A 24,882-nucleotide genomic window follows, 5' to 3' on the forward strand; every position below is an offset into this window, starting at 1 on the left:
CCGGTGGTGGGGCCGGGCCTCTGTGCTGTCCCCCGCCGCACTGCGGGCGCTTCTCTCGCCCCGCCGGGGCTGCAGGGCCGGCAGCGCACGAGGAACACCGGCAGTCCGCCGGGAACGGTCAGCGGAAGGACGGGTCCTCGTGCGGGCGGCCCCTCAGCTCGTGGAAGCCGTCGGTGGCCGCGACCAGGGTGACGCCGTCCCACAGCCGTCCCGCCGCCTCTCCCCGCGGCACCCGGGAGACGACCGGGCCGAACCAGGCGGTGCGCCCGCCGCCGGCTCCCGGGACGGCCACCACCGGCGTCCCGACGTGGTCGCCGACCAGGCCGATGCCCGCGGCGTGCGAGGCCCGCACGAGGCCGTCGTGCTCCGGCGAGGCCATGACCCCGGCCAGGTCGGCGGGCAGGCCCACGCCGCGCAGGAGGTCACCGGCGTCCGGCCACTCCGACCGGGTGTGGACCGCCTCGCCGTAGGCGGCGTAGAGGGCGGCGAGTGCCTCCTGCCCGTACCGGTCCGCCACGACGGCGAACAGCCGCACGGGCTGCCAGAGCCAGCCCTCGGGATCACCCTCGGGATCGTCCTCGCGGCCCTCGTTGAGCACCGCCAGGCTCATGACGTGCCACCGCACCCGCACGGCGCGCACCCGTTCCACCTCGCGCAGCCAGCACGCCGTCGCCCAGGTGTAGGGACAGCTCGGGTCGAACCAGCAGTCGGCGGTGAGCACCGCCCCCATCCTGCTGACTACGTCGCGTCGGGGTCGAACGGGGGCGGGGTGGCCGCGTCGCGGGAGCGGACGGCGTTCCGGCCGGCCACGGTCGCGCCCGCCCCGGCCCGGGACAGCCCCGCCGAGCCGGTGGCGCTGCCCCGGCGCACCGACGGCGCGTCGTCGTCGGCGAGCAGCTGGTTCCGGATGAAGGTCTTCGGGTGGTACTGGCGCAGGTCGAGGTCGCGGAGCTTGGCGAGGTCGTCACCGAGCGACTCGTCCACCTGGGCACGGACGCCGGTGATCGCCTCGCGGACCTTCTTCAGGCCGGTGGCGGCGTCCTTGGCCAGGTGCGGGAGCCGTTCGGGGCCGAAGATGAACAGCGCGGCGAGCGCGAGGACGATGATCTCGCCCCAGCCGATCGAGTCGAACACGAAACCGCTCCCGTCGTCCCGCGGACGCCCCTGCCGCCCACGGCTGTCCAGCCTAGGCGCGTCGCGGCGCCGGGTCAGTGCCCCGATCCGGGGGGTGGCCGGGGTCTCAGGCCTCGTCGAGGGTGACGTCGACGGTCGTGGAGGAGCCACCGCGGATCAGCTCGATGCGGACGGTCTCCCCCGGCTCGTGGGCGTCGACGGCGACGACCAGCTCCTCGGAGCTGCCCACCGGGTCCTCGCCCACCGCGATGATCACGTCCTGCTCCCGGATGCCGGCCTCGGCCGCGCCGCTGCCGGGCTCGACGTTGACCACGAGGGCGCCGTCCCGGGTGCCGTCGGTGACCGAACGGGCGTTGACCCCCAGCGCGGCGTGCACCGCCCGGCCGGTGCTGATCAGCTGCTCGGCGATGTCGCGGGCGGAGTCGATCGGGATGGCGAAGCCCAGGCCCACGCTGCCGCCGCCGAGGGAGGCGATGGCGGTGTTGATGCCGATCACCTCACCCGAGCCGTTGACCAGCGCGCCCCCGGAGTTGCCCGGGTTGATGGGCGCGTCGGTCTGCACGGCGCTGATGACGGCGTTGGTGTCCGAGCCCTCCCCCGACAGCCGGACCGGCCGGTCCAGCGCGCTGACGATCCCGGTGGTCACCGTGCTGGCCAGGCCCAGCGGGGAGCCGATCGCCACGACCGGGTCACCGACGACGACGTCGGAGGAGTCGCCCAGGGCCGCGGTGAGCAGGCCGGGCTTCTCCACCTTGAGGACGGCGATGTCGCTGGCCGGGTCGCGGCCGACGATCCGCGCCGCCGAGCCGCTGCCGTCGGAGAACACCGCGCGGATCTCGGCGCCCTCGACGCCGTCGGCGCCGGAGATGACGTGGTTGTTGGTGATGATGTAGCCGTTCTCCCCGTCGACGACCACGCCGGAGCCGGTGGCGCCGGCCTCGCCGAGTCGGACCTCGACCGAGACCACGGTCGGGGTGACCCGCTCGGCGATGTCGGAGACCGAGCCCGGCTCGCGGGCGATGCCCTCGCTGGTCTCGTTGAGCTGGGTGCCCGGGGCGAGCAGCGGGGTCTCGCTGGCGGTGCGGGTCAGCAGGTAGCCGGCGCCCCCACCGATCGCGCCGACGAGCAGCACGGCGAGGACCACCAGCACCGACAGCCGGATCGACAGGTCGCGCAGCCGGAGCTTGCGGCGGCCCTTCGCGTCGACGACGACCGGGCCGGGCTGGTCCTCGGGCTCCTCGAAGACCGCCGGACCGGTGAGCGCGGCCGGCGCGTGGGGGTCCCGCCAGGGGTCCGAGCGGGCGTCGGGCTTCCACCACGGGCCGGTGGCGGTCCGGCGGCGTTCCGGCCGGCCGCCGGGCGGCTCCTGCAGGCCGCGCCGGCCCGGTCCGGGCGGCGCGAAGGCACGCAGCACGGCCTCGGGCGGCGGGGGCGGCAGCGGCCGCGGCGGCGGGGTGGGGCGGTCACCGGCGAAGCTGCCCTGGACGGCGGTGGGCCGCCCGAACGCCGCCTGCTGCGCCGGACTCGGGGCGGGCGGGCGCAGCACGGCGGGACGCGGCTCGCCGGGAGGGGGGTCGAAGCCCCCGACACCGGCCCGCGGGCGCGCGAAGACCTCGTCGGGGACCGGCGCCTGGTCGGCCGGCCGCGACTCCTCGGGGCCCTCCGGGTTCTCGGGCAGCGGGTCCTCCCCGGGCACGGCGTCGGTACGGGTGTTCAGGGCGTTCCACCCGGGCGGACGGCGGCGGTGTCGACGGTGATGGTCCGCACCACCGGCGGCGCGATCTGGGTGCGCTGCTCCGGCGGGGAACCGGCGACCGACGAGGGCACCCGCCGCTCGCCGTGCGGAGCGTCGACCGGGAGGCCCAGCGCGAGCACCGTGACGCCCAGCCCGAGGCCGGCCAGCGCGCCGGCGACCCCGCGCCGCAGCCAGCGGGCCTGACCGGGCCGCTCGGTGGGGGGTGCCGACGGGGTCAGCGGCACCGACCAGGAGCCGGCCGGCCCGGAGACCGTGAGCTGTCCCGGCCCGGCGCTCAGCCCGCCACCGGCGCCGGGGACGTCGGCGGTGAAGGGGATGGCGCGCAGACGCGAGAGCAGGTCACCGGGCACCGCGACCTCGGCGCAGGTGTGCAGCGCGTCCTTGGCCTCCCGCTGGGCCTCCACCGCCATCCGGCACTGGGCGCAGCCGGCCAGGTGCCGGGCGGCGCGGCCGGCGGGGCCGCCGGCCAGCTCGCCGTCCACCAGGGCGGCGATGGCCTCCTGGGCCAGGTGGCTCTCGGGGATGTTCACCCCGCGCTCCCCTCCGCGGCCACCGGGCGGCGCGGAGCCAGGTGCGCCAGGGCCTCGCGCAGCTGGACACGGCCGCGGTGGATGCGGCTGCGGACCGTGCCGAGCTTGATGCCGAGGGTGGCCGCGATCTCCTCGTAGGTCAGCCCCTCGATGTCACACAGGACGACGGCGACGCGGAACTCCGGCGAGAGCGCGTCGAGCGCCGCCTGCACCTGCGGGTCGAGGTGGGTGTCGGAGTACACCTGCTCGGGGCTGGGCGCGGTACCGGGCAGGCGCTCGGTGTCCTCGGGCAGGGCGTCGAAGCGGATGCGCTGCCGGCGCCGCACCATGTCGAGGAACAGGTTGGTGGTGATCCGGTGCAGCCAGCCCTCGAAGGTGCCGGGCGAGAAGTCAGCCAGCGAGCGGAACACCCGGACGAACGTCTCCTGGGTGAGGTCCTCGGCGTCCTGCGGGTTGCCCGACAGCCGGTAGGCCAGCCGGTAGACCCGCGCGGAGTGGTCGCGGACGACCTGCTCCCAGGTGGGGGCGACCCACGCCTCGGCGCCGGGCGCGTCGGGCACGGCGGCCGGCTGCGCGGGGAGGGAGGCGTCGGGCACGGGTCCAGGATCGCAGACGGGGGCCGCTCCCTGCCCTCCCACGTCGGCGGGGCGGGTGGGGGCGGCTCGCTTGGGGCGCACGTCGTGATCAACGGGCCGCGCGCCACCCCGTGTTCCCGTTCACAGCAAGCTCACAGCTCCGCCGGTCGCGGCCGGTCACCGGGAGTGCGGCCACTACCCTCGGTCGGTGATGAGCAGCGGACCGCGGCCGGGGAGGGACGGCGCCGCCTACGCCGACCGGTTCGCGACCGAGACGCCCGCCCTCGTCGCGGCCCGGGCGCGGGCGGCCCGCCTCGGCGGCCCGGCGCCGCTCGAGCCGGCCGTCGGCGCCACGCTGGCCGTCCTGGCCGCCACCGGGGGCGCCCGCGCGGTGGTCTCGATCGGCAGTGGCGCCGGTGTGGTCGGCCTCTGGCTGCTCGAGGGCATGCGCCCCGACGGCGTCCTCACCGCCCTGGACGGCGACCCGGAGCAGCTGCGCGCGGCCCGGCTGGCCTTCGTCGAGGCCGGCCACCCCGCCGGGCGCACCCGGATGATCTTCGGGACGCCGGCCGAGGTGCTGCCGCGGCTGTCCCCGGGCGCCTACGACATGGTGGTCTGCGCCGGGCCACCCACCGAGTACGCCCGGCACCTCGACGCCCTGCTCGACCTGGTGCGGGTGGGCGGCACGCTGACCTGCCACGGGCTGCTGGAGGGCGACCGCATCGCCGACCGGGCGGCCCGGGACGAGCAGACGGTCACCTGGCGGGACCTCGCCCGCACCGTGCGCGAGCACGAGTCGCTGACCTCCGCGGTCCTCCCCATCGGGGCCGGCCTGCTGGTGGCGACCCGGCGTCGCTGAGACCGCGACGCCGGGCCGGCCGCCGTCAGTCGGTGCCGGACTCCATCGCGGCGCGGTCGAGCAGCTCGTCCTCCTCGGAGACCGCCCCGCGGGAGGCGATCGCCTGGGCGCCGCCCGCGGCCATCGCGCCGATCAGCCCGGTCGAGGCCGCCTGCGCGGCGCCGATCGCGGCCGGGGTCACGCCGCCGACCATGCCGATCGCCGCGTACTGCTCCAGCTTGGCGCGGGAGTCGGCGATGTCGAGGTTGCGCATGGTCAGCTGACCGATGCGGTCCACCGGGCCGAACGCGGAGTCCTCGGTGCGCTCCATGGACAGCTTGTCCGGGTGGTAGCTGAACGCCGGCCCGGAGGTGTCGAGGATCGAGTAGTCCTCGCCCCGCCGCAGCCGCAGGGTGACCTCGCCGGTGACGGCCATGCCGACCCAGCGCTGCAGCGACTCCCGCAGCATCAGCGACTGCGGGTCCAGCCAGCGTCCCTCGTACATCAGCCGGCCGAGGCGCCGGCCCTCGCTGTGGTAGGTGGCGAGGGTGTCCTCGTTGTGGATGGCGTTGACCAGCCGCTCGTAGACCACGTGCAGCAGCGCCATGCCGGGCGCCTCGTAGATGCCCCGGCTCTTGGCCTCGATGATGCGGTTCTCGATCTGGTCGGACATGCCCAGCCCGTGCCGGCCGCCGATGGCGTTGGCCTCCAGCACCAGGTCGACGGCGGAGGCGTACTCCTTGCCGTTGATGCTGACCGGCCGCCCCTGGGCGAACCCGATCGTGACGTCCTCGGGCGCGATCTCGACCTCGGGGTCCCAGAACCGCACGCCCATGATCGGCTCGACGATCTCGACCCCGGCGTCCAGGTGCTCCAGCGACTTGGCCTCGTGGGTGGCGCCCCAGATGTTGGCGTCGGTGGAGTACGCCTTCTCGGTGCTGTCCCGGTAGGGCAGGTCGTGGGCCAGCAGCCACTCCGACATCTCCTTGCGGCCGCCGAGCTCGGTGACGAAGTCGGCGTCCAGCCACGGCTTGTAGATCCGCAGCGAGGGGTTGGCCAGCAGGCCGTAGCGGTAGAACCGCTCGATGTCGTTGCCCTTGTAGGTGGAGCCGTCGCCCCAGATCTGCACGTCGTCCTCGAGCATCGCGCGCACCAGCAGGGTGCCGGTGACCGCGCGGCCGAGCGGGGTGGTGTTGAAGTAGCTGCGCCCGCCGGACCGGACGTGGAACGCCCCGCAGGTCAGGGCCGCCAGCCCCTCCTCCACGAGGGCCGCCCGGCAGTCGACCAGGCGCGCGATCTCCGCGCCGTAGGCGGTCGCGCGGCCGGGGACCGAGGCGATGTCCGGCTCGTCGTACTGGCCGATGTCGGCGGTGTACGTGCACGGCACCGCCCCCTTGTCGCGCATCCACGCGACCGCCACCGAGGTGTCGAGTCCGCCGGAGAAGGCGATGCCGACGCGCTCGCCGACCGGGAGGGAGGTGAGGACCTTGGACACGAGAAGAAGTATGCACGCCAATGCATGATCATGCACAGGCGGGGTCGGACGCCCCTCAGACGTACGCGCGGGCGCCCTTGCCCAGGACGGTGACCCCGCCGGCGCTCACGTGGTAGCGCTGGCGGTCGGTGTCGAGGTCCACCCCGATCCGCGCCCACGGCGGGACGACGACGTTCTTGTCGAGGATGGCCCGCCGGACGTAGGCGCCCTCACCGACGAACACGCCGTCCATGAGCACGCTGTCCTCGACCCGCGCCCCGCGCTCGACGCGCACCCCCGGTGAGACCACCGAGTTGTGCACCGAGCCGCCGCCGATGATCGCGCCGGCGCTGACCATCGACTCCTCCGCGCGGCCACCGAGCACGAACTTGGCCGGTGGGAGCTGCGGCGGCAGGGTGAGGATCGGCCAGCGGTCGTTGTAGAGGTTGAAGATCGGCGTGACCGACACGAGGTCCATGTGCGCGTCGAAGTAGGAGTCGATCGTCCCGACGTCGCGCCAGTAGCCGTGGTCGCGCTCGCTCGCGCCCGGGACGATGTTGGTGGAGAAGTCGTAGACCCAGGCGTCACCGGCCTCGGCCAGCATCGGCATGATCGAGCCGCCCATGTCGTGCGCGGAGTTCTCGTCCTCGGCGTCGGCCCGCAACGCCTCGAGCAGCGCGTCGGTGGTGAACACGTAGTTGCCCATGGAGGCGAAGCTCTCCTCCGGCGAGTCCGGCAGCCCCGGCGGGTCGGCCGGCTTCTCCAGGAACCCGCGCACCTTGCCGTCGGCGTCGGCGTCGATGACGCCGAACTCGGTGGCCTCCGCGCGCGGCACGCGCAGGCCGGCGATGGTGACCCCCGCCCCGGTCTGCAGGTGCTGGTCGATCATCTGCGCCGGGTCCATGCGGTAGACGTGGTCGGCGCCGAACACCATGACGATGTCGGGCCGGGCGTCGTAGATGAGGTTCAGGCTCTGGAAGATCGCGTCGGCGCTGCCGGTGTACCAGCGCGGCCCGAGCCGCTGCTGCGCGGGCACCGGGGTGATGTAGTTGCCCAGCATCTGCGACAGCCGCCACGTCGTGGTGATGTGCCGGTCGAGGCTGTGGCTCTTGTACTGCGTGAGGACGGCGATCTGCCGGATCTCGGCGTTGACGAGGTTGGACAGCACGAAGTCGATGAGCCGGTAGTTGCCGCCGAACGGCACTGCCGGTTTGGCCCGGTCCGCGGTGAGAGGGGCCAACCGCTTGCCCTCACCGCCGGCCAGGACGATGCCGAGAACCCGAGGACCGCCACGCATGTGACGCAACGTAGCCGGTGGACGGGGCCGCCGCCGCACCACGGTGCACGGTGCTCACCCCTAGGGTGAGGCGCGTGCGCATCGGCTTGGTGACCCGCGAGTGGCCGCCGGACGTCTACGGCGGCGCGGGGGTGCACGTCGAGCACCTCGCGGCGGCCCTGCGGGCGCTGCCGGCCGGCCCCCAGCTCGACGTCCACTGCTTCGGCGATCCCCGGGCGGACGCCACCGGGCACGCCGTCCCCGCCGGGCTGACCGGCGCCAACGGCGCGCTGCAGGCCCTGGGCGTCGACGTCGAGATCGCCGGGGCGCTCGCCGACGCCGACCTGGTGCACAGCCACACCTGGTACGCCAACGCCGCGGGCCTGTTCGCCGCGCTGGTGCACGGGGTGCCGCACGTGGTCACCGCGCACTCCCTCGAGCCGCGGCGGCCGTGGAAGGCCGACCAGCTCGGCGGCGGTTACCGGCTGTCCTCCTGGGTGGAGCGCACCGCCTACCTCGCCGCCGACGCGGTGATCGCCGTCAGTGGCGGCATGAAGGCCGACGTGCTCGCCGTCTACCCCGAGCTGGACCCCGACCGGGTGCACGTCGTCGGCAACGGGGTGGACGCCGAGGCCTACCGCCCGGTGCACGACCCCGACGTGGTGCGCTCCCTCGGCGTGGACCCCGACCGGCCGTACGCGCTGTTCGTCGGCCGGATCACCCGGCAGAAGGGCGTCATGCACCTGCTGGCCGCCGCCGAGCAGCTGCCCCCCGAGGCCGGGCTGGTGCTCTGCGCGGGCGCCGCCGACACCCCGGCCGAGCGCCAGCAGGTGGCCGACGCCGTGGCCGAGCTGCAGGCGCGGCGGGACGGCGTGGTGTGGATCGAGGCGATGCTGCCGCGCGAGCAGCTGGTCCCCCTCATCACCGGCGCCACCGTGTTCGTCGTCCCCTCGGTGTACGAGCCGCTCGGCATCGTGAACCTGGAGGCCGCCGCCTGCGGCACGGCGGTCGTGGCCAGTGCGGTGGGCGGCATCCCCGAGGTCGTCGCCGACGGCCGCACCGGGCTGCTGGTGCCCTACGACCCGGACGACGCCGCCGCCTTCGAGTCGGGGCTGGCGGCGCGGGTCGCCGAGCTGCTCGCCGACCCGGAGCGGGCGGCGCGCATGGGGGCGGCGGGCCGGGAGCGGGTGCTGGCCGAGTTCGGCTGGCCGGCCATCGCCCAGCAGACCGTGGAGGTCTACTCCGCCGTCCTCACGGCGCGGGGCTGACCCCCGGCGCTGGGGTACCGTCGCTGCGCCGGCCCGTGCCGGCGGCGCACGTGCAGCGAAGTCCGGTGCGACACCGGCGCTGTCCCGCAACTGTGATGGCCGTCCCGGCCGAGCCAGATCGCCTGCCGCGCGTCGTGTACCGACCCGCGCGGCAAGGGTCGCGCACCGGGCGCCCGGCGCTCGTGGGCGGCGCGCGCCGCCTCGCAGAGAGACCTCCGTTGCCCCGTACCGCTCCGCGCCGGCGCTCCCGCGCCGCGCTCCTGCTGCCTCTCCTCCTCGCGCTGTCGGCGTGCGCCGGCGACGACTCCACCACCGGGGACGCCGCCAGCCCGCCCACCGCCGCGGCCGGGGACTTCCCCGTGACGGTGACCGGGGACGCCGGCGAGCTCACCCTCGACCAGCGCCCGGAGGCGATCGTCTCGATGTCGGCCTCGGCCACCGAGATGCTCTTCGCGATCGGCGCCGGCGAGCAGGTGGAGGCCGTGGACAGCACGTCGGACTTCCCGGCCGAGGCGCCGACGACCGACCTGTCGGCCTTCACGCCCAACGCCGAGGCGATCGCGGCGCACTCCCCCGACCTCGTCGTCCTCAGCGACGACCTCAACGGCATCGTCGACGCCCTCGACGCGCTGGCGGTGCCCACCCTGCTGCTGGGGGCGCCCAGCACGCTCGAGGAGAGCTACGAGCAGGTGCAGACCCTCGGCGCGGCCACCGGTCACCCCGACGAGGCCGCCGACGTGGTGGCCGACGTGCAGGACCGGATCGCCGACGCCGTGGCCTCCGTGCCGGCCGAGGTGCGGGGCATGCGCGTCTACCACGAGCTGGACCCGAGCTTCTACTCCGCGACCAGCGACACCTTCATCGGCAGCGTCTACCGCGCCTTCGGCCTGGAGAACATCGCCGACGGGGCGGCCGACACCTCCGGCGGGTACCCGCAGCTGTCGGCGGAGTACGTCGTCGGCCAGGCGCCGGGGCTCGTGGTCCTCGCCGACACCGTCTGCTGCGGGCAGACCGCGGCGACGCTCGCGCAGCGGCCCGCCTTCGACACCGTGCCCGCCGTCCAGGAGGGCCGGGTGTTCGAGGCCGGCGACGACGTCGCCTCCCGGTGGGGCCCGCGGGTGGCCGACTTCGCCGAGTCGGTGGCCGCCGTCCTGCGGGGCTGAGCGGAGCCCCCATGACGGCCACCGCGGACGGCACCCGCAGCCCCGCCGCCGCCCCACCGGCACGGACGCGGCGCCGGGCGGCGCTGGTCCTGTGGACGGCGGGTCTGGCGCTGGTGCTGTCGATGCTGGCCGGGGTGTGGGTGGGGGCGCTGCCGCTGCCGCCCGGCGCCGTCGTCGCCACCCTCGCCGACCGGGCGCTGGCGCCGCTGGGCGTCGACGTGGGCGGCGGCCTGGAGGGGACGGGCGCGGCGGTCCTGCTGCAGCTGCGGCTGCCGCGGGTGGTGCTCGCCGCCCTCGTCGGCGCGGGGCTGGCCATCGCCGGCGCCGCCTACCAGGGGGTCTTCCGCAACCCGCTGGCCGACCCGTACCTGCTGGGTGCGGCCGCCGGGGCCGGCCTAGGCGCGACCCTCGTCATCGCCTACGCACCGGGGACGTCCCTCGGCCCGGTCGGCGTCGTCCCCCTCGCGGCGTTCGCCGGCGCCCTGCTCGGTGTCGGTGCCGCCCTGGCCCTGGGCACGGCCGCCGGGGGCTCACACGGCCCCACGCTCCTGCTGGCCGGCGTCGCCGTCGCCTCGTTCCTCGCCGCGGCGCAGACGCTGGTGCAGCAGCAGAACACCGACGACCTGCGTGAGGTCTACGGCTGGCTGCTCGGCCAGCTGGGACGCGCCCAGTGGTCCGACGTGGTCCTCGTCCTGCCCTACCTCGGCGCCGCCTGCCTGGTGCTCCTGCTGTGCGGGCGCGCCCTCGACGTGCTGGCCGTCGGCGACGACGAGGCGCGCTCCCTGGGCGTGCACCCGGGGCGGATGCGGCTGCTGGTGATCGTCGCGGCGTCCCTCGCCACCGCGTCGGCGGTCGCGGTCAGCGGGCTGATCGGCTTCGTCGGGCTGGTCGTCCCGCACATCGCCCGCCGGCTGGTCGGCGGCTCCAACGCCCGGGTGCTGCCCGCGGCGCTGCTGACCGGGGGCGCCTTCCTCGTGGCCGCCGACCTGGTGGCGCGGGTGGTGCTCGCGCCGGCCGAGCTGCCGATCGGCGTGGTCACCGCCTTCGTCGGTGCCCCCTTCTTCGGCGCCCTGCTGTGGCTGGGGGCGAGGCGGCGGTGAGCACCCCGGTCACCGGCGGGGCCCGGGTGGAGGTCGTCGGGCTCAGCGCCGCGTTCGGCCGCACGCGGGTCCTCGACGACGTCCGGCTGGCCGTGGCGCCCGGCGGGTGGACGGCGGTCATCGGCCCGAACGGGGCCGGCAAGTCGACCCTGCTGCGCTCGGTGCTCGGGTTCCACCCGCACAGCGGGGTGGTCCGCGTCGACGGCGTCCCGACCTCCGGCATGCCACGGCGGGAGCGGGCCCGCCAGCTGGCGTACGCGCCGCAGCGCCCCGTCGTCCCGGAGGGAGTGGGCACCGCCGACTACGTGGCGCTGGGCCGCACCCCGCACCGGTCGCTGCTGGCCGCGCCCCGTCCGGGTGACCGGCGGGTCGTGGCGGAGGTGATGGACCGCCTGGGGCTCACCGGGCTGGCCGACCGGCTGGTGTCCACGCTCTCCGGCGGCGAGCAGCAGCGCGCCGTCCTCGCCCGGGCGCTGGCCCAGCAGCCGCGGGTGCTGCTGCTCGACGAGCCCACCGCGGCGCTGGACCTCGGCCACGCGCAGCAGGTGCTCGACCTGGTCGACCGGCTGCGCCGCCAGGACGGCCTCACCGTGCTCAGCACGCTGCACGACCTCAGCCTGGCCGGGCAGTACGCCGACCGGCTGGCGCTGCTGTCCGCCGGCCGGGTCGTGGCCGAGGGACCGCCGGCCGACGTCCTGACCGCCGAGGCGCTGGCCAGCCACTACGGCGCCCGCGCCGAGGTGGTCGCGGGCCCGCACGGCCCCGCCGTCCTGCCGCTGCGCGCGCCCGACGGCGACCGGGGATGATCGTCGGCCGGACCGCTGCACGGGACCGGCCCCGCGCGGCGGGCCGGCCGGGCGGTCCGCGACCCACGAGGAGGAACCGCGTGTCGCAGGCTGCCGCGCCGGTGCTGCAGGTCGGCCTGCTCGCCGCCCCCGGAGCGCCCGCCGAGCTGGCCGGCTGGCTGGCCGACGAGCTCGCCACCGAGCTGGGCGCGGCGCACCCCGAGGTCCGCTGGGAGCTGCGGGCCGTCGAGGACGGGCTGGTGCAGCCCCCCGCGGACGACGACGAGATCGTCCTCGCCACCCGCCGCCGCCTGCTCGCCGAGGACTGGGACCTCGCCCTCGCCCTCACCGACGTGCCCCTGGAGGTGGGGCGCCGTCCGGTGGTCGGGCACGCCAGCCCGGTGCACGGCGTCGCGCTGCTGTCCCTGCCCGCCCTCGGCGCGGTCGGCCGGCGGCGGCGCGCGCTGCAGGCCGCCGCCGGGCTGGTGCGCACCCTGCTGGGCACCGCGGACGGCGACGAGGACGACCGCGCCGCGATGGGACGGCGGCTGCGCGAGCTGGCCACCGACCCGGCGGACTCCACCGCGGGGGTGGCCTTCACCGCGCGGGTCCTGTCGGGCAACCTGCGGCTGCTGCTCGGCATGGTGCGGGCCAACCGGCCGTGGCGGCTGGCCGTGCAGCTGTCCCGGGCGCTGACCGCGGCGATCGCGGCCGGCGTCTTCGCCCTCATCACCGCCGACATCTGGCGGCTGGCCGACGCCTTCGGCTGGCCCCGGCTGACCGTGGTCGCCGTCGGGTCCGTCGTGGCCGTGGTCGTCACGCTGGTCGTCGGCGCGCAGCTGTGGGAGCGCCCGCGGCACCGGCGGGAACGCAAGCAGGTGCTGCTGTTCAACGTGGCCACCACCGCCACCGTCGTGCTCGGGGTGCTCACCCTCTACGCCGTGCTGTACCTGCTGGCGCTGGCCGGGGCGCTGCTGCTCGTGGTCGCCCCGCTGTTCGCCGAGGGCCTGGGCCACCCGGTGCACCTGCCGGACTACCTCGAGCTGGCCTGGCTGACCTGCTCGCTGGCCACCGTCGGCGGCGCGCTCGGTGCGGGGCTGGAGTCCGACGAGGCCGTGCGCGAGGCCGCCTACACGTACCGCTCCGGCCAGCCGCTGGACGATGGAGGAACGGGCGGGTCCGTTTCGCCGCGTGCCCCTGCCGTCCATGACGGATGATCAGCACGTGTCGATCGCCGAGCGCTTCACCGCCGCGCTGGGCCACGTCTCCGACGACGACCTCGCCGGACCCGAGCTGCTGCCCGTCCGGCTGTCCCACGCCTGCGCCCGGATGCTGCGGGTGGACGGCGCCGGCCTGAGCGTCCTCGACGCCGAGGGCCGCCGCATCCCGCTCGGCGCCAGCTCCGAGGACGCGGCCCTCGCCGAGCGGCTGCAGTTCACCGCCGGCAGCGGGCCGTGCCACACCGCGCAGGAGCACCGGGAGCCGGTGTTCGCCGCCTACGCCGACCTGCACCGTCGCTGGCCGGCCTTCGCGGAGCTGCTCGTCGAGCGCACGCCGTTCCGCGCCGTGGTGGCCCTGCCCCTCGGCGAGACCCTCGCCGGGCCCGGGGCCCTGGACCTGTTCTTCGCCGACGAGAACTCGGTGACCGGGCTCGACGTGTTCGAGGCCGTGGCCGTCAGCGACCTGGTCACCTCCGCCCTCGAGGAGGCCACGGTGTGGTCGACGTGGTCGGAGGAGGGCGGGCCGTCCTGGTTGCACGGCCCCACCGCCCGGCGACGGGCGGTGGTGTGGGAGGCGATCGGCCGGCTCAGCATGGCCCTGGACGTCGGCAGCCCGGTGGCCCTGGACCTGCTCCGCGCCACGGCCTGGTCGGCGGGGCGGTCGGTCGACGACCTGGCGGCCGACGTGGTGGCCGGCCGGCTGGACCCGGCCAGCCTGCGCCCGGCTCCGGACCCGCCTGCCTGAGGGCCCGGTCCGTCACGCGGGGCCCGGGCACTCCCCCGCGATTGGGGGTCCGACACCCCCGCCGTTCGGCCGTTCCCGCCCGGGGGGCACCGAGGACACTGTGCGTACACGGATGCAGTCCCCGTGCGACTGACCGCACGACGGCGCGGGTACCGTCCCCGCTCGGCCCGCAGGGAACGAAGGAGGTGGCGCGTGATCAAGGTGTTGCTGGCCGACGACCACGCGTTCGTCCGTGACTCGCTGACCGAGCTGCTCTCGGCCAGCGGTGACGTCAGCGTCGTCGCGCAGTGCGAGGACGGCGAGCAGGTGCTCGACGCCGCCCGGCGCACCCAGCCCGACGTGGTCCTCCTCGACCTCGCCATGCCGCGCGTCACCGGGCTGCAGGCCGCCCGGGAGCTGCTGGCGGCCCACCCCGACACCCGGATCGTCGTCCTCACCGGTTCCCTCACCCCGGCCCTGGTGGCCGAGGCCCAGGAGATCGGCGTCGTGGGGTACCTGCTCAAGGACGACGACCCCGGCGCACTGCCCGAGCACGTCCGCGCCGTGGCCGCCGGGGGGACCGCCTGGAGTGACGCCGCGGCCTCGGCCGCCCCCCAGAAGGGTGACCGGGGGCTGTGATGACGACAACTGAACGGCACAGTCTCGTGCACGGTGAGTACCGACCCGCTCATGGCCGGTGGAGATCACCGGGGACTTAGGTCCTGACCTGGCGCGCAACCCCTGGTCAGATCCCCCCGGCTCCGGTGCTATGTGCGGGCCTCCCCGCGCAGCGGGTGGGACACAGGCACGACACGGGGGTACACCTTGACGCTCGCCCAGCTGGACCAGGGCACCGCGATCGACCAGGTCCGGGTCCTGGTCGTCGACGACCACCGCACGTTCGCCGAGCTGCTCTCCGGGGCGCTGGCCTCGGCCGGCATGCACGCGGTCGGGACGGCGCACTCCGCCGCGCAGGCCGTGGCGATGGCCCAGGACCTCCAGCCCGACATCGTGGTCATGGACATCGAGATGCCCCGCCAGGACGGCCTGGCGGCGACCCGCCGCGTCCGCGAGGTCGCCCCGCACGCCGTCGTGGCCGTGGTGACCGCCCACCGCGACCCCGACTGGGTGGTCCGCGCCGCCCAGGCCGGCGCCTCGGCGTTCATCCCGAAGGACGGCTCCCTGGCGGAGATGATCGACGTGCTGTCCCGGGTGCAGGCCGGGCAGATGCTGGTCGCCCCGTCCACCTTCGCCGGTGGCCCGACGTGCGCCCCCGCGGCCTCCCCCGACCGCGTCGCCCCGCCGCAGCTGACCCGCCGCGAGCAGGAGGTGCTCGACTGCCTCGGGCGCGGCATGCAGGTGAAGGCCATCGCCCGGGTCCTCGGCATCACGCTGGAGACCTGCCGCGGCTACGTGAAGTCGCTGCACGCCAAGCTCGGTGTCCGTTCCCAGCTGGAGGCCGTCGTCAAGGCGCAGCAGTTGGGGCTCCTCGGCTCGCTGAATGAGCACTGAGGCTCCTCCGTCCGCTCCGCCCCGCACCTCCGGTCAGTCGCGCCGCCGCGCTCCGGGCGTGCGGCGTGAGCTGGCCGCCTTCTGCGCCACCGCCCTGCTGGCCCTGCTCGTCGTCTCGGCGGGCACCATCTGGCTGAGCGAGCGCATCGCCCGCACGAACGCCCTGGCCGAGGCCGAGCGGTCCGCCGAGCGGCTCGGCGCCCTCCTGGTGGCGCCGGTGCTGACCGAGGCGCTCGCGGGGGTGCCCGGGCGGTGGGCCGAGCTCGACCGCGACGTCCGGAACCGGATGAGCGACGGCTCGGTGACCAAGATGGTCGTCTGGCGGGCCGACGGCGAGATCCTCTACGCCAGCGACCCCACGCTCATCGGCAGGGAGATCGAGCCCTCCGACGAGCTGCGCGCGGCCGTCGGGGGCGACACCGTCTCCAGCGTCGACGAGGCACCGGAGACCGGCGGCGACGGCGCGCTGCTCGAGGTGTACACCCCCCTGCGGGTCCCCGGTGAGCAGCTGGCCTTCGAGGCGTACTTCGCCTACGAGGGCATCGACCGCCAGGCCGCCCTGCTGCGCGGCGAGATCATCCCGATGGCGATCGGGGCGCTCGTCCTGCTCCAGGTGGTGCAGATCCCGATCGCGGTCTCCCTGGCCCGGCGCGTGCGCCGCCAGCAGGCCGAGCGCGCCGCCCTCATGCAGCGCTCCGTCGAGGCGTCGGACCGCGAGCGCCGGGCCATCGCCGCCGACGTCCACGACGGGCCGGTGCAGGACCTCGCCGGCGTCAGCTACGCCCTCTCCGCGCTGCGCAGCGCCCTGCCCGAGGACCGGCAGCCGACGGTGGACAAGCTGGTGGGCGCCATCCGGCACGCCGTCCAGTCGCTGCGCCGGCTGATGGTCGACATCTACCCCCCCGACCTCAGCGGCTCCGGGCTGGGCGCGGCGATCGCCGACGCCGCCGAGCCGCTGCGCGCGGAGGGGGTGACCGTCCTGATGGACGCCGCCCCCCTGCCGGAACTCACGCCCGACGCCGCGGCAGTGCTCTACCGCACCGCCAAGGAGGCGCTGGCCAACGTGGCGCACCACGCGGGCGCCACGCACACGTGGATCACCCTCGAGGAGACCGACCTCGCGGGCGCGCCGTCCGTGCGGCTGGAGATCGCCGACGACGGGGTCGGTTTCCCCGCCGGGGGCACCGACCGGCGGCACGAGGGCCACCTCGGCCTGTCGCTGCTGCGCGACCGCGTGCTCGACCTGGGCGGCACGGTGGTCCTCGGCGAGCGGGACGGCGGGGGCGCCGTCCTGACCGCAGTGGTACCGGCAAGTCACGATCAGTGACGCAATCTCCCCCCTGACCTGCACGAACCCCCCATTTGCGGGGACCCCCGATCCCCTTGTGGCGGCTGTGACGGGGGCGTCCTGAACGAGAGAGTTCCACTACCGCATCCACAGACAGCGGCAGTGAGGAGCTCTCCCCGATGGACCTGCCCAGCCTGAACCGCCGTGACGTGCTGAAGGTGTCACTGGCCGGCACCGCAGCCGTGGCACTGCCCTTCCAGGCAGTCCTGTCGGCGAAGAGCGCCTCCGAGCTGGACGAGTCCAGGTTGCCGAAGCCCTACGCTGCCGCCTTCCGCGCCCCCCGGGTCGCCACGCCGGTCGCCCGCGACGACGTCCCGGGCAACGACTACGGCACCCGGCCGGACACCGGCGCCCCGATCCCGGGCGGCGAGTACAGCGGCACCGACTACTACCGCATCGAGCAGAAGCCCACGACGGTCGAGTTCATCAAGGGCGTCCAGACCACGATGTGGGGCTACAACGGTGAGGTCCCCGGCCCGACCATCCGCACCTACGTCAAGGACGGCAAGGGCCGCCGGGTGGTCATGCAGCAGATCAACCGGCTGCCGGCCAGGCACCCGACGCTGAACTACGTGCCGTGGACCTCCACCCACCTGCACGGCTCGCCGTCCAAGCCGCAGTTCGACGGGTACGCCGGCGACCTGACCCAGCCGGGCGAGTGGAAGAACTACGAGTACCCGAACAACTGCACGCCCCGGACGGCCTGGTACCACGACCACGGCGTGCACCACACCGCCCAGAACGTCTACATGGGCCTCGCCGCGCAGTACCACATCGTCGACGAGGACCTCGAGATCTCCCTGGGGATCCCGCGGTACCGCCGGGACCTGGCGGCCAACGCGCCCCAGTACGAGTTCCCGCTGATCATCGGCGACGTCATGTTCGCCAGCAACGGCCAGCTGATGTTCGACGACGACGGGGAGTCCGGCCTCTACGGCGACGTCATCCTGGTCAACGGCGTGCCGTGGCCGAACATGAAGGTCGAGCCGCGCAAGTACCGCTTCCGCGTGCTCAACGGCTCCCTGGCCCGCGGCTACAAGCTGCGGCTGAGCAACGGCAAGCCGTTCACGATCATCGCCACCGACGGCGGCTTCGTGCACGAGCCGCAGACGGTCACCACCTTCACCATCGGCATGGCCGAGCGCTACGAGATCGTCATCGACTTCGCCAGCATGAAGGGCACGAAGGTCCAGCTGCTCAACAGCGGCGTCAAGAACGCCCGGGACTTCGACCACACCGGCAAGGTCATGCAGTTCGAGGTCGGCCAGACCGTCACCAGCCAGGACGGCAACGGCCCGTTCAACCTGGCCGCGTTCGCCGCCCTGAAGCACCCGGCGATGAAGCTCACCACCGGCGAGTCGGTCGCCACCCGGCGCATGCGGCTGGAGCGCACCAACGGCCTGTGGGTCATCAACGACAAGACCTGGGACGACGTCGTCCGCTCGAAGTACGAGGACGTCTTCGCCCAGGTGGCACCCAACTCGGTGGAGATCTGGGAGATCGAGAACTCCTCAGGCGGCTGGTTCCACCCGCTGCACGTGCACCTGGTCGACTTCCAGGTGCTCGACCGCAACGGGCAGCCGCCCCGCCCGGAGGAGCGCGGCCCCAAGGACGTCGTCTACGTCGGCGAGAACGAGACCATCCGCGTGCTCATGAAGTTCGAGCACGAGGAGGGGCGGTACATGATCCACTGCCACAACCTCTCGCACGAGGACCACGACATGATGGTCCAGTACCAGGTGGGGCACCACGACCTCGACTGCGACTCGATCAACACCTGCCCGCCGCAGGGCGGCGAGCCGCCGGTGCTCACGCCGCGCACGCCGCCGGTCGAGCCCGAGGAGCCGGCTGAGGACGACGAGCTGCCGGATGACGACGAGGTGCCCGAGACGCCGGCCCCGACGACCCCGGCCACGCCGTCCACGTCGGCGGCGCCGTCCACGCCGCCCCGGCGCGGGTCGACGACCACCACGGCGCCGACCACCACGGCCCCGAGCACCCCGGCCCCGGCTCCGGCTCCCACCACGTCGGCCGCGCCCACCACGCCCACCCGGCGCACGCGGTGACCGCCCTCCACGCCGCCCCCGCGGAGACCGCCCCGGCGGCCCCGTCCCGGTACGTCTCGCGGTGGCAGCTCGTGGCGGCGGCGGGGCTCGCCGCCGCCGGTGGGCTGCACGTGGCCGCCGCGGTGGACCACCTGCAGTCCGGTGAGCTGGCCGTCGGGTTCTTCCTGCTCACCGCGCTCGCCCAGGTCGGCCTGGCCGCCTGGATGGCGTTGAGCGCCTGGTCGGGCCGGCGGACCAGCCCGGAGCTGGCCGCCTTCGCCCTCCTCGGCACCGTGGGCCTGCTCGTGCTCTACGTGGTGGCCCACACGACCAACGTGCTCGACGCCTTCGCGGTGACCCACGCGACCTCCGGCGGGCACGCGCACGACGTCCCCGGTCGCGAGATGCTGGCGGTCGACCCGATCACCGGGGTGGACTTCACCGAGGGCATGCCGACCGCCGTCGACGGGCCGGTGGCCATGGACGGCACGACCTCCCCGGCGTCCGGACACGGGCCCGAGGGGGTCGGCACCGCGACGGTCGGCGCCGAGCTGCTGGTCCTCACCGCCCTGACGGCCCTCCTGCCCCGCACCTGGCGGGGATGGGCCACGAACGGACTGCTGGCCCTGGGCGGCCTCGCCTGGGTCCTCTGGTTCACCGGCGTCCTCGGGTGAGGAACGCCCCTCCGACAGCCGCCGCGGCCACTGGTGACCCCCGCACCAGTGGCCGCGGCGGTGGGCGGCACCGGGCCCCCCGCCCGGGTACCGCCGCCCGAACGGCCGCCGTGGTCACTGGTGACCCCCGCACCAGTGACCACGGCGGTGCCGTCCCCGGCACGGCCGACGGCCCCCGATCAGCTGCCGCGGCTCCCGGTGACCCCCGCACCCGGAGCCGCGGCAGCGCGCTGTGGCGCCGGGTGAGCGGTCTGGCGACGTGGGGGGCCGCCGGCCTGGCGCTGCTGCTCGTCCTGTCGATGGCCGGCCTGCTGCCGGTGCAGCTCATGCGCGTCGACTCCGGCAGCATGACGCCCACCACCGCCTCGGGCGACCTCCTGCTGGTCCGTCACGGGCACGGCCCGGTGGCGCGCGGGGACGTCGTCGCCGTGCACCACCCGCTGGAGGACGGGCTGCTGGTCAAGCGGGCCGTCGCGGTGGGCGGGGACGAGGTCGGCATCGAGGACGGCGTCCTCGTGGTCAACGGGACGCCGGTGTGCGAGCCGGCCATCGACCCCGCGCTGATGGACGGCGTGTGGTTCGGGCCGGTCACCGTCCCCGAGGACTCGCTGTTCCTGCTCAGCGACCACCGCGACGGGTCGATCGACTCCCGCGCCTTCGGGCCGGTGCCCACCGACGACCTGGTCGGCTCCGTCGTGGGCCGCGCGTGGCCGCACCCGGGTGCGCTGCCCTCGCCGTCCGCCGGCTGCTGAGCATCCGCCGGCTCCCCGCGTCGAGATCCCGCGATCTCGCCGCGTGGGGCCGGTCCGGCCGTGCGAGATACCGCGATCTCGACGGGTGGGGCCGGTCCGGGCGGGCGAGATCCCGCGATCTCGCACCATCGGGCCGGTTCGGGCGTACGAGATCCCGCGATCTCGACGGGGGGCTGTGCGGAGGGGGCGCCTCAGCCGCGGACGGGGCCCTCGGCGGTCGGCGAACCCGCCGGGAAGCCGAGGTCGTCGCCGGCCGAGCGGGACAGCTCGTGCCAGAGCTTGTTGGTGTCGTTGAGCTCGCGCTCGACCTCGGTCAGCGCCACGTGCACCGGGATGCCGGGGCGGCCGCCGACCTTGACCAGGAAGTGGCCGCGACCGGGCGGCTCGGCCTCCACGCCGGCGCCGGGGTTCCACGCGGGCGGGTCCTGCCACCCGGCCAGCAGCTCCTGCTCGGCGGCGGTCAGCGGGACGGCGGAGGTGAGCATCGGCATCTCGGCCATGGGCAGCCCGCCGCAGATGACCATGCCGGAGCGCTCCACGAAGCCGCGGGCCTTCATGCGGTCCTCCTCGGTCGGGAGGGCCAGCAGGTCGCTCATGGTGTGGCTGACCATCGCCATGCCGACGCCGCGCTGCCGGTTGAGCCGGGTGAGGGCGTCGACCCGGTCGACCATGCCGCGCCCGGCCCGCAGCGCCCGCCACAGCTCGTCGAGCACGACGAAGTGGTGCCGGCGGGGCTCCAGCCCGGCGTCGGCCAGGGCGTGCGCCACGCTGATCGCGCCGAACCCGGCCGACCAGCAGGCCAGCAGGACGGCGGCCTGCAGGTCGGTCTGCGCGTCGTCGATGCTCGACACGTCGAAGACCACCGGGCGGTCGCGGCGCATCGGCGTCGTCGTCGGCTCGGCGAAGATGCGGCCCAGCCGCCCGCCGCCGGTGAGGCCGACGAGGGTGGCCTCGAGGTCCTCGGTGACGTCGTCGTAGCGGCTGCGGTCCCCGCGGTCCAGGGCGGCGGCGCGGACGTCCTCGGGGGCGGCGCGCAGCACCGCCAGCAGGTGGTGCAGCGTCGGGGCGCCCAGCCGCGCGGTGTCGTGGGTGTCGTCGAGGACGCGCAGCGCGCGGTCGAGCACCGTCTCCTCGCGGTCGGTGGGCGGAGCGCCGCGCATCACGGTGACGAGGGCGGCGACGATCGCGTGCCGGCGTCCGTGCGCGTCGGCGAGCACCTGGCTGCGCGCGTCGCCGGTGAGCCGGGCGGCGGCGGCGACGGCCTCGCCGGGGTCGAGCACGTTGAGGTGGCCGCGGCCCCGGCCCAGCCGGATGACCTGGCCGCCGATCGCCTCCACGAGGTCCACGTAGTCGGGCTTGAGGTCGCCCAGCACCATCGGCAGGACGCCGTAGCCGGCCAGGCCCAGTGCCATCCGGCGGACGACGGTCGACTTGCCGAGGCCGGGCTTGCCGAGGACGAACGCCGAGGGGTTGCTGATCAGCCGGGCCCGCTGGAACCAGCTGATCGGGTCGCAGCACAGCGTGGCGCCGGTGAGGAGGTTGCGGCCCAGCGGCACCCCGGTCATCGGCGTCCCCGCGCCCGCGGCGAAGGGCCACAGGCCGCAGGCCTGCACGGTGGTCGCGCGCCACTCGTCGGGGGCCTGCACGTAGGTCGCCGACCCGCCACCGCGGCCCGGCCAGCCGCGCGGGCCCGGTCCGGGCGAGGGCCGGCCGGCCCGGCTGCGGGTCACAGTGCCTCCCGGAACTCGCGGGGGACGGTCAGGTGCGCCGAGGGGACGATGCCCAGCGGCAGCGCCGCGGCGAAGGCGGAGTCCTGGGACCCGTAGACCGGGCGCAGCTGGGTGCGGGCGGTCGCGGAGAGGTTGTCGATCGCGGCGCGGGCGGCGTCGAGCGCGGCGCGCGGGTCGTCGAGGAGGTCGGCGTCGGCCACGGTCGCCGTCACGAGCATCGCGAAGTCGACCAGCCCGGCGCCGCGGGCCTCCTCCTCCGCGGTGAGGGTGGCGGCGCGCTGGTCGGCCAGCACGCGGGCCGACGGCCGGGACGACGAGGAGGCGCGGAAGTCGGCGGTGCGCCGGTCCTGCTCGACGATGCGGGCGGCCCGGCCGGCGTCCAGCGGCCGGTACAGCAGGGTGACCCGCTTGCGGTCGACGTCCGGGTGCGGTGCGATGAGGTCGGCCAGCACCGAGGAGAAGACCTCCCCGCGCGGCGCCTCGGTCATCGACCAGGTCACCGACACCGCGCCGTCGTGCCGGTACCAGCCCCAGCCCGCCTGGGCGGCGGCCGGGCCGACGTCGGACCAGCGCAGCTCGGGCGGGCCCTCGGCGGCGTGCGCCTCGTCGAGGATGCGCGCCGCGGAGGGGTCGTAGGCGACCCGGACCGCCTCGCAGAGCTCCTGGGCGGTGGCCGGGTGGACGACGCCCGCACCGGTGGCGTTGAGGCCCGCGGTCAGCCCGGGCAGCCGGGTGCCGATGTCGCGGGCGATGTCGGCGGTGTCGCGGCGGCGGCCACCGGAGCGGCCCGCCGTGGAGTACGTGAGGGAGACGTAGGCGGTGACGGTCGCCGAGCCCGCGGGGTAGGTCTCCACGACCTCCCGCAGCATGGCGAGGGCCACCTGGGGGGCCCGCGGGTCCAGGGAGCCGGCCACCTCGCGCCGGAGCCGGGTGCCGGAGTCCGGTGCGGTCTCGACGGTCACCGACGCCGCGACCAGGCCCGGCTCGTTGCCGAGGGCGGCCAGCCAGGCGCCCCAGTGGGCCACCCAGGTGTCCACCTGCTCCTCGTCGACGAGGGAGGCGCCGTCGGGCTCGGTGACGAGCACGACGGTGGCGTGCCGGGTCGCGGGGACCGTGAGCAGGGCGAAGGGCCGGCCGTGGGCGTCCTGCCACTCCGACAGCCGCGAGGCCGCGGCCAGCCCCGGCAGCTGGTGGCTGCTCTCGGGGGTGCGGCCCAGCGGCCCGGACCGGTACAGGTGGGCGCCGCTGCGCCGGGCCCTCGTCCAGGCGACCCGGCTGGACAGTCGCTGGAGCCCCGACCGGTGGTGCCGGTCGCGGACCACGAGGAGGGCGAGCAGCCCGCCGAGGACGCCGCCGGCGACCAGCGCCCACAGCAGGCCGGCGAACAGCTGGACGGCGATCACCCCGAGCAGGCCGGCCAGCAGGAGGCCGGTGCCGAGGAGGCCGAAGCCGCCGAGCCCCGGGGTGGTGGGGCGGCGCCAGTTGCCGTAGGTGCGGGGGCCGGTGGCGGGGGCGGGCGCGGCGGTCACGGGCGCGGGTCCTCTGCGTCGGTGCGGGCGGTGGGCAGCGACCGCGGCTCGGCGGCGGCGCGGACGGCCTCGGGGGCCGAGGAGACGGCGGGGACGGCTTCCCGCCGGTGGCGGCCCGGTTCCAGGCGCGCACCGACGCGGGCTCCGCTGGAGTCGATCGTCGCCGCGGCCGTCCGGTGGCCGGCGCCCCGGGCAGAGGGCACCCGCACCGCCGAGGCGGCGGTCGCGCCGCCGGCGCCGAGGTTCCCCGGCGCCACGGCCCGGGCCCCGGACGGCAGGCCGCCGGCCGCCGCCCGCACCCGGTTGCCGCCGGCGGTCACCGTGCGCACCGCGGGCTGGAGCACCCGCAGCAGCGCCGGCAGGGCGGCGATGGCCAGGGCGAGGAAGGTGGTGCCGGTCAGCGCGGCGACCAGCGGGGCGTCCTCGGGGGCGGGGGCGAGCAGCAGGCCGGTGGCGTACACCAGCGCGGCGGCCGGCTGGTACAGCGCGAAGGCCAGCGTCCAGGTGAGGGTGCGGACGAAGACCACCCGCCCGGTGTCGGTGTTGGTCGCCGAGGCCGACAGCGGGAGCACCCCGGCGAGGACGACGAGGACGACCCCGCGGGCCACCAGCAGCACGATCTGGACGACGGCGCCCAGCAGCGCGGCCGTCCCGAGCAGGACGACGAGCACCGCCGACATGCCGTCGGTCTGTTGCAGCGCCAGCAGGTCGGTCAGGCCCGCCTGGACGTCGCCGGTGGCCTGCTGCAGCACCCAGACGGAGAACGCGTCGGCGGCGGTCACCAGCAGGGTGACGCCGGTGAGGCTCGCGCCGGCCACCAGCACCAGGGTGCCCAGGCCGCGGAGCAGCTCGGCCAGGGGCTGGGTCCGCCGCTGCCACACCATGCGGGCCGCGGCCACCAGGACCGCGACCACCGCCACGGCGCCGGAGTACCAGGCCAGCGACCCGGTCAGCAGGTCGGTCGCCTCCGACGGCACCGCGGCACCATCGGCGCCGACGGTGCCCAGCCCGGGGGACGGCGGGTCCGCCCACAGCCGCGCCACGGCGGCCAGCGCGTCGCCGGCCGCCTCGACGATCTCCTTCGCCAGGTCGCCCACGATGTCGCCGCCTCCAGTCTCGTCGAACACGCCCACACCGGCGGCCGGGATGGCCGGGTCGAGGAACACGTCACCGAAGCCGGCCGACGCCGTGTCCAGCTCGACGACGTCCACCGATCCGCTGATCGAGTGGCCGCCGGACAGGCTGGCCAGCCGGTCGAACTCCTCCCCACCCGGCGCGGCCTCCACGAGCGCGGCCGGGATGCGGTCGGTCTCCACCGCCACCTGGTCGGCCGTGGGGGCCGGCGGCACCACGCCGTCGTCCACCACGGCGGCCGGGAGCCGGTCGACCTCGACGGCGACCTGCTCCGGCGTCGGCGGGGCGGGGGTCAGCACCTCCCCCGTCGGCACG

At 75.6% G+C, this 24,882-nt stretch carries 23 protein-coding genes; 13 read left to right on the top strand and 10 right to left on the bottom strand.

The window, feature by feature from the left end; translation table 11 throughout:
* Window positions 1–118: 118 nt before the first annotated feature.
* The 5 genes from ACI79E_RS11855 to sigE all read right to left on the bottom strand — a co-directional run bounded on the left by ACI79E_RS11855 (window position 119) and on the right by sigE (window position 4,016).
* Window positions 119–721: a mycothiol-dependent nitroreductase Rv2466c family protein gene (locus ACI79E_RS11855; protein WP_456932741.1), complete on the bottom strand. Its 603-nt coding sequence runs from the start codon at window positions 719–721 to the stop codon at window positions 119–121.
* Window positions 722–738: 17 nt separating this feature from the next.
* The gene (locus tag ACI79E_RS11860) at window positions 739–1,134 is read right to left on the bottom strand and encodes a twin-arginine translocase TatA/TatE family subunit (RefSeq protein ID WP_456932742.1); all 396 of its coding nucleotides are present in this window, start codon (window positions 1,132–1,134) and stop codon (window positions 739–741) included.
* A gap of 106 nt (window positions 1,135–1,240) precedes the next feature.
* The gene (locus tag ACI79E_RS11865; protein ID WP_456932743.1) at window positions 1,241–2,830 is read right to left on the bottom strand and encodes a trypsin-like peptidase domain-containing protein; all 1,590 of its coding nucleotides are present in this window, start codon (window positions 2,828–2,830) and stop codon (window positions 1,241–1,243) included.
* A gap of 17 nt (window positions 2,831–2,847) precedes the next feature.
* Entirely contained in the window at window positions 2,848–3,420 is a 573-nt protein-coding gene (locus tag ACI79E_RS11870) for an anti-sigma factor family protein (protein ID WP_456932744.1), read from the bottom strand.
* Window positions 3,417–4,016, bottom strand: a complete 600-nt coding sequence (gene sigE, locus ACI79E_RS11875; RefSeq protein WP_456932745.1) for an RNA polymerase sigma factor SigE — start codon at window positions 4,014–4,016, stop codon at window positions 3,417–3,419. The genes ACI79E_RS11870 and sigE overlap by 4 nt, the downstream gene beginning before the upstream one ends.
* A 190-nt stretch (window positions 4,017–4,206) precedes the next feature.
* Here sigE and ACI79E_RS11880 point away from each other — a divergent pair, with 190 nt between their 5' ends.
* A complete protein-coding gene (locus ACI79E_RS11880) occupies window positions 4,207–4,854 on the top strand; it encodes an O-methyltransferase (protein WP_456932746.1) in 648 nt (215 codons plus the stop codon).
* A gap of 25 nt (window positions 4,855–4,879) precedes the next feature.
* Here the strand turns inward: ACI79E_RS11880 and argG are convergent, their stop codons facing one another.
* The gene (gene argG / locus ACI79E_RS11885) at window positions 4,880–6,328 is read right to left on the bottom strand and encodes an argininosuccinate synthase (RefSeq protein ID WP_456932747.1); all 1,449 of its coding nucleotides are present in this window, start codon (window positions 6,326–6,328) and stop codon (window positions 4,880–4,882) included.
* A 55-nt stretch (window positions 6,329–6,383) separates the two neighbouring features.
* Window positions 6,384–7,604 carry a glucose-1-phosphate adenylyltransferase gene (glgC, locus tag ACI79E_RS11890; RefSeq protein WP_456932748.1) on the bottom strand — a complete coding sequence of 407 codons (1,221 nt, stop codon included), beginning with the start codon at window positions 7,602–7,604 and terminating at the stop codon, window positions 6,384–6,386.
* Between the two features lie 74 nt (window positions 7,605–7,678).
* On the opposite strand from glgC, the gene glgA reads away from it, so the two are divergent.
* The 12 genes from glgA (at window position 7,679) to lepB (ending at window position 20,174) form a co-directional block, all read left to right on the top strand.
* Window positions 7,679–8,851 (top strand): glycogen synthase, encoded by a 1,173-nt coding sequence (gene glgA, locus ACI79E_RS11895; protein WP_456932749.1) that lies wholly within the window; start codon window positions 7,679–7,681, stop codon window positions 8,849–8,851.
* Between the two features lie 218 nt (window positions 8,852–9,069).
* The gene (locus tag ACI79E_RS11900) at window positions 9,070–10,014 is read left to right on the top strand and encodes an ABC transporter substrate-binding protein (protein WP_456932750.1); all 945 of its coding nucleotides are present in this window, start codon (window positions 9,070–9,072) and stop codon (window positions 10,012–10,014) included.
* An 11-nt stretch (window positions 10,015–10,025) separates the two neighbouring features.
* Complete coding sequence (locus tag ACI79E_RS11905; RefSeq protein WP_456932751.1) at window positions 10,026–11,114, top strand: FecCD family ABC transporter permease; 1,089 nt, start codon at window positions 10,026–10,028, stop codon at window positions 11,112–11,114.
* On the top strand, window positions 11,111–11,920 hold the full coding sequence (locus ACI79E_RS11910) for an ABC transporter ATP-binding protein (protein ID WP_456932752.1): 810 nt from the start codon (window positions 11,111–11,113) through the stop codon (window positions 11,918–11,920). Before ACI79E_RS11905 ends, ACI79E_RS11910 begins: the two co-directional genes overlap by 4 nt.
* Window positions 11,921–12,000: 80 nt before the next feature.
* On the top strand, window positions 12,001–13,116 hold the full coding sequence (locus ACI79E_RS11915; protein ID WP_456932753.1) for a hypothetical protein: 1,116 nt from the start codon (window positions 12,001–12,003) through the stop codon (window positions 13,114–13,116).
* Window positions 13,106–13,864 carry a GAF domain-containing protein gene (locus ACI79E_RS11920; protein WP_456932754.1) on the top strand — a complete coding sequence of 253 codons (759 nt, stop codon included), beginning with the start codon at window positions 13,106–13,108 and terminating at the stop codon, window positions 13,862–13,864. The genes ACI79E_RS11915 and ACI79E_RS11920 overlap by 11 nt, the downstream gene beginning before the upstream one ends.
* A 192-nt stretch (window positions 13,865–14,056) precedes the next feature.
* The gene (locus ACI79E_RS11925) at window positions 14,057–14,482 is read left to right on the top strand and encodes a response regulator (RefSeq protein WP_456932755.1); all 426 of its coding nucleotides are present in this window, start codon (window positions 14,057–14,059) and stop codon (window positions 14,480–14,482) included.
* 186 nt (window positions 14,483–14,668) lie between these two features.
* The gene (locus ACI79E_RS11930) at window positions 14,669–15,355 is read left to right on the top strand and encodes a response regulator transcription factor (RefSeq protein WP_456932756.1); all 687 of its coding nucleotides are present in this window, start codon (window positions 14,669–14,671) and stop codon (window positions 15,353–15,355) included.
* A gap of 58 nt (window positions 15,356–15,413) precedes the next feature.
* A complete protein-coding gene (locus ACI79E_RS11935; RefSeq protein WP_456932757.1) occupies window positions 15,414–16,682 on the top strand; it encodes a sensor histidine kinase in 1,269 nt (422 codons plus the stop codon).
* Window positions 16,683–16,822: 140 nt separating this feature from the next.
* Window positions 16,823–18,769: a multicopper oxidase domain-containing protein gene (locus tag ACI79E_RS11940; protein ID WP_456932758.1), complete on the top strand. Its 1,947-nt coding sequence runs from the start codon at window positions 16,823–16,825 to the stop codon at window positions 18,767–18,769.
* Window positions 18,766–19,422 carry a hypothetical protein gene (locus ACI79E_RS11945; RefSeq protein WP_456932759.1) on the top strand — a complete coding sequence of 219 codons (657 nt, stop codon included), beginning with the start codon at window positions 18,766–18,768 and terminating at the stop codon, window positions 19,420–19,422. Before ACI79E_RS11940 ends, ACI79E_RS11945 begins: the two co-directional genes overlap by 4 nt.
* A 242-nt stretch (window positions 19,423–19,664) precedes the next feature.
* Entirely contained in the window at window positions 19,665–20,174 is a 510-nt protein-coding gene (gene lepB, locus ACI79E_RS11950) for a signal peptidase I (RefSeq protein WP_456932760.1), read from the top strand.
* A 191-nt stretch (window positions 20,175–20,365) separates the two neighbouring features.
* On the opposite strand, the gene ACI79E_RS11955 is transcribed toward lepB, so the two are convergent.
* Genes ACI79E_RS11955 through ACI79E_RS11965 form a run of 3 tightly spaced genes read right to left on the bottom strand, consistent with a single transcriptional unit; the run spans window position 20,366 to window position 24,866 of the window.
* Window positions 20,366–21,904: a hypothetical protein gene (locus ACI79E_RS11955; protein ID WP_456932761.1), complete on the bottom strand. Its 1,539-nt coding sequence runs from the start codon at window positions 21,902–21,904 to the stop codon at window positions 20,366–20,368.
* The gene (locus ACI79E_RS11960) at window positions 21,901–23,433 is read right to left on the bottom strand and encodes an SCO6880 family protein (protein ID WP_456932762.1); all 1,533 of its coding nucleotides are present in this window, start codon (window positions 23,431–23,433) and stop codon (window positions 21,901–21,903) included. Before ACI79E_RS11960 ends, ACI79E_RS11955 begins: the two co-directional genes overlap by 4 nt.
* Complete coding sequence (locus ACI79E_RS11965; protein WP_456932763.1) at window positions 23,430–24,866, bottom strand: hypothetical protein; 1,437 nt, start codon at window positions 24,864–24,866, stop codon at window positions 23,430–23,432. The genes ACI79E_RS11960 and ACI79E_RS11965 overlap by 4 nt, the downstream gene beginning before the upstream one ends.
* Window positions 24,867–24,882 lie beyond the last annotated feature (16 nt).

Source organism: Geodermatophilus sp. SYSU D00079 (assembly GCF_054050635.1).

Bases quoted from the DNA above. Each gene is read 5' to 3' on its own strand.
- ACI79E_RS11880 (WP_456932746.1), top strand. From the start codon at position 4,207: ATGAGCAGCGGACCGCGGCCGGGGAGGGACGGCGCCGCCTACGCCGAC.
- glgC (WP_456932748.1), bottom strand. From the start codon at position 7,604: ATGCGTGGCGGTCCTCGGGTTCTCGGCATCGTCCTGGCCGGCGGTGAG.
- ACI79E_RS11905 (WP_456932751.1), top strand. From the start codon at position 10,026: ATGACGGCCACCGCGGACGGCACCCGCAGCCCCGCCGCCGCCCCACCG.
- ACI79E_RS11920 (WP_456932754.1), top strand. From the start codon at position 13,106: ATGACGGATGATCAGCACGTGTCGATCGCCGAGCGCTTCACCGCCGCG.
- ACI79E_RS11940 (WP_456932758.1), top strand. From the start codon at position 16,823: ATGGACCTGCCCAGCCTGAACCGCCGTGACGTGCTGAAGGTGTCACTG.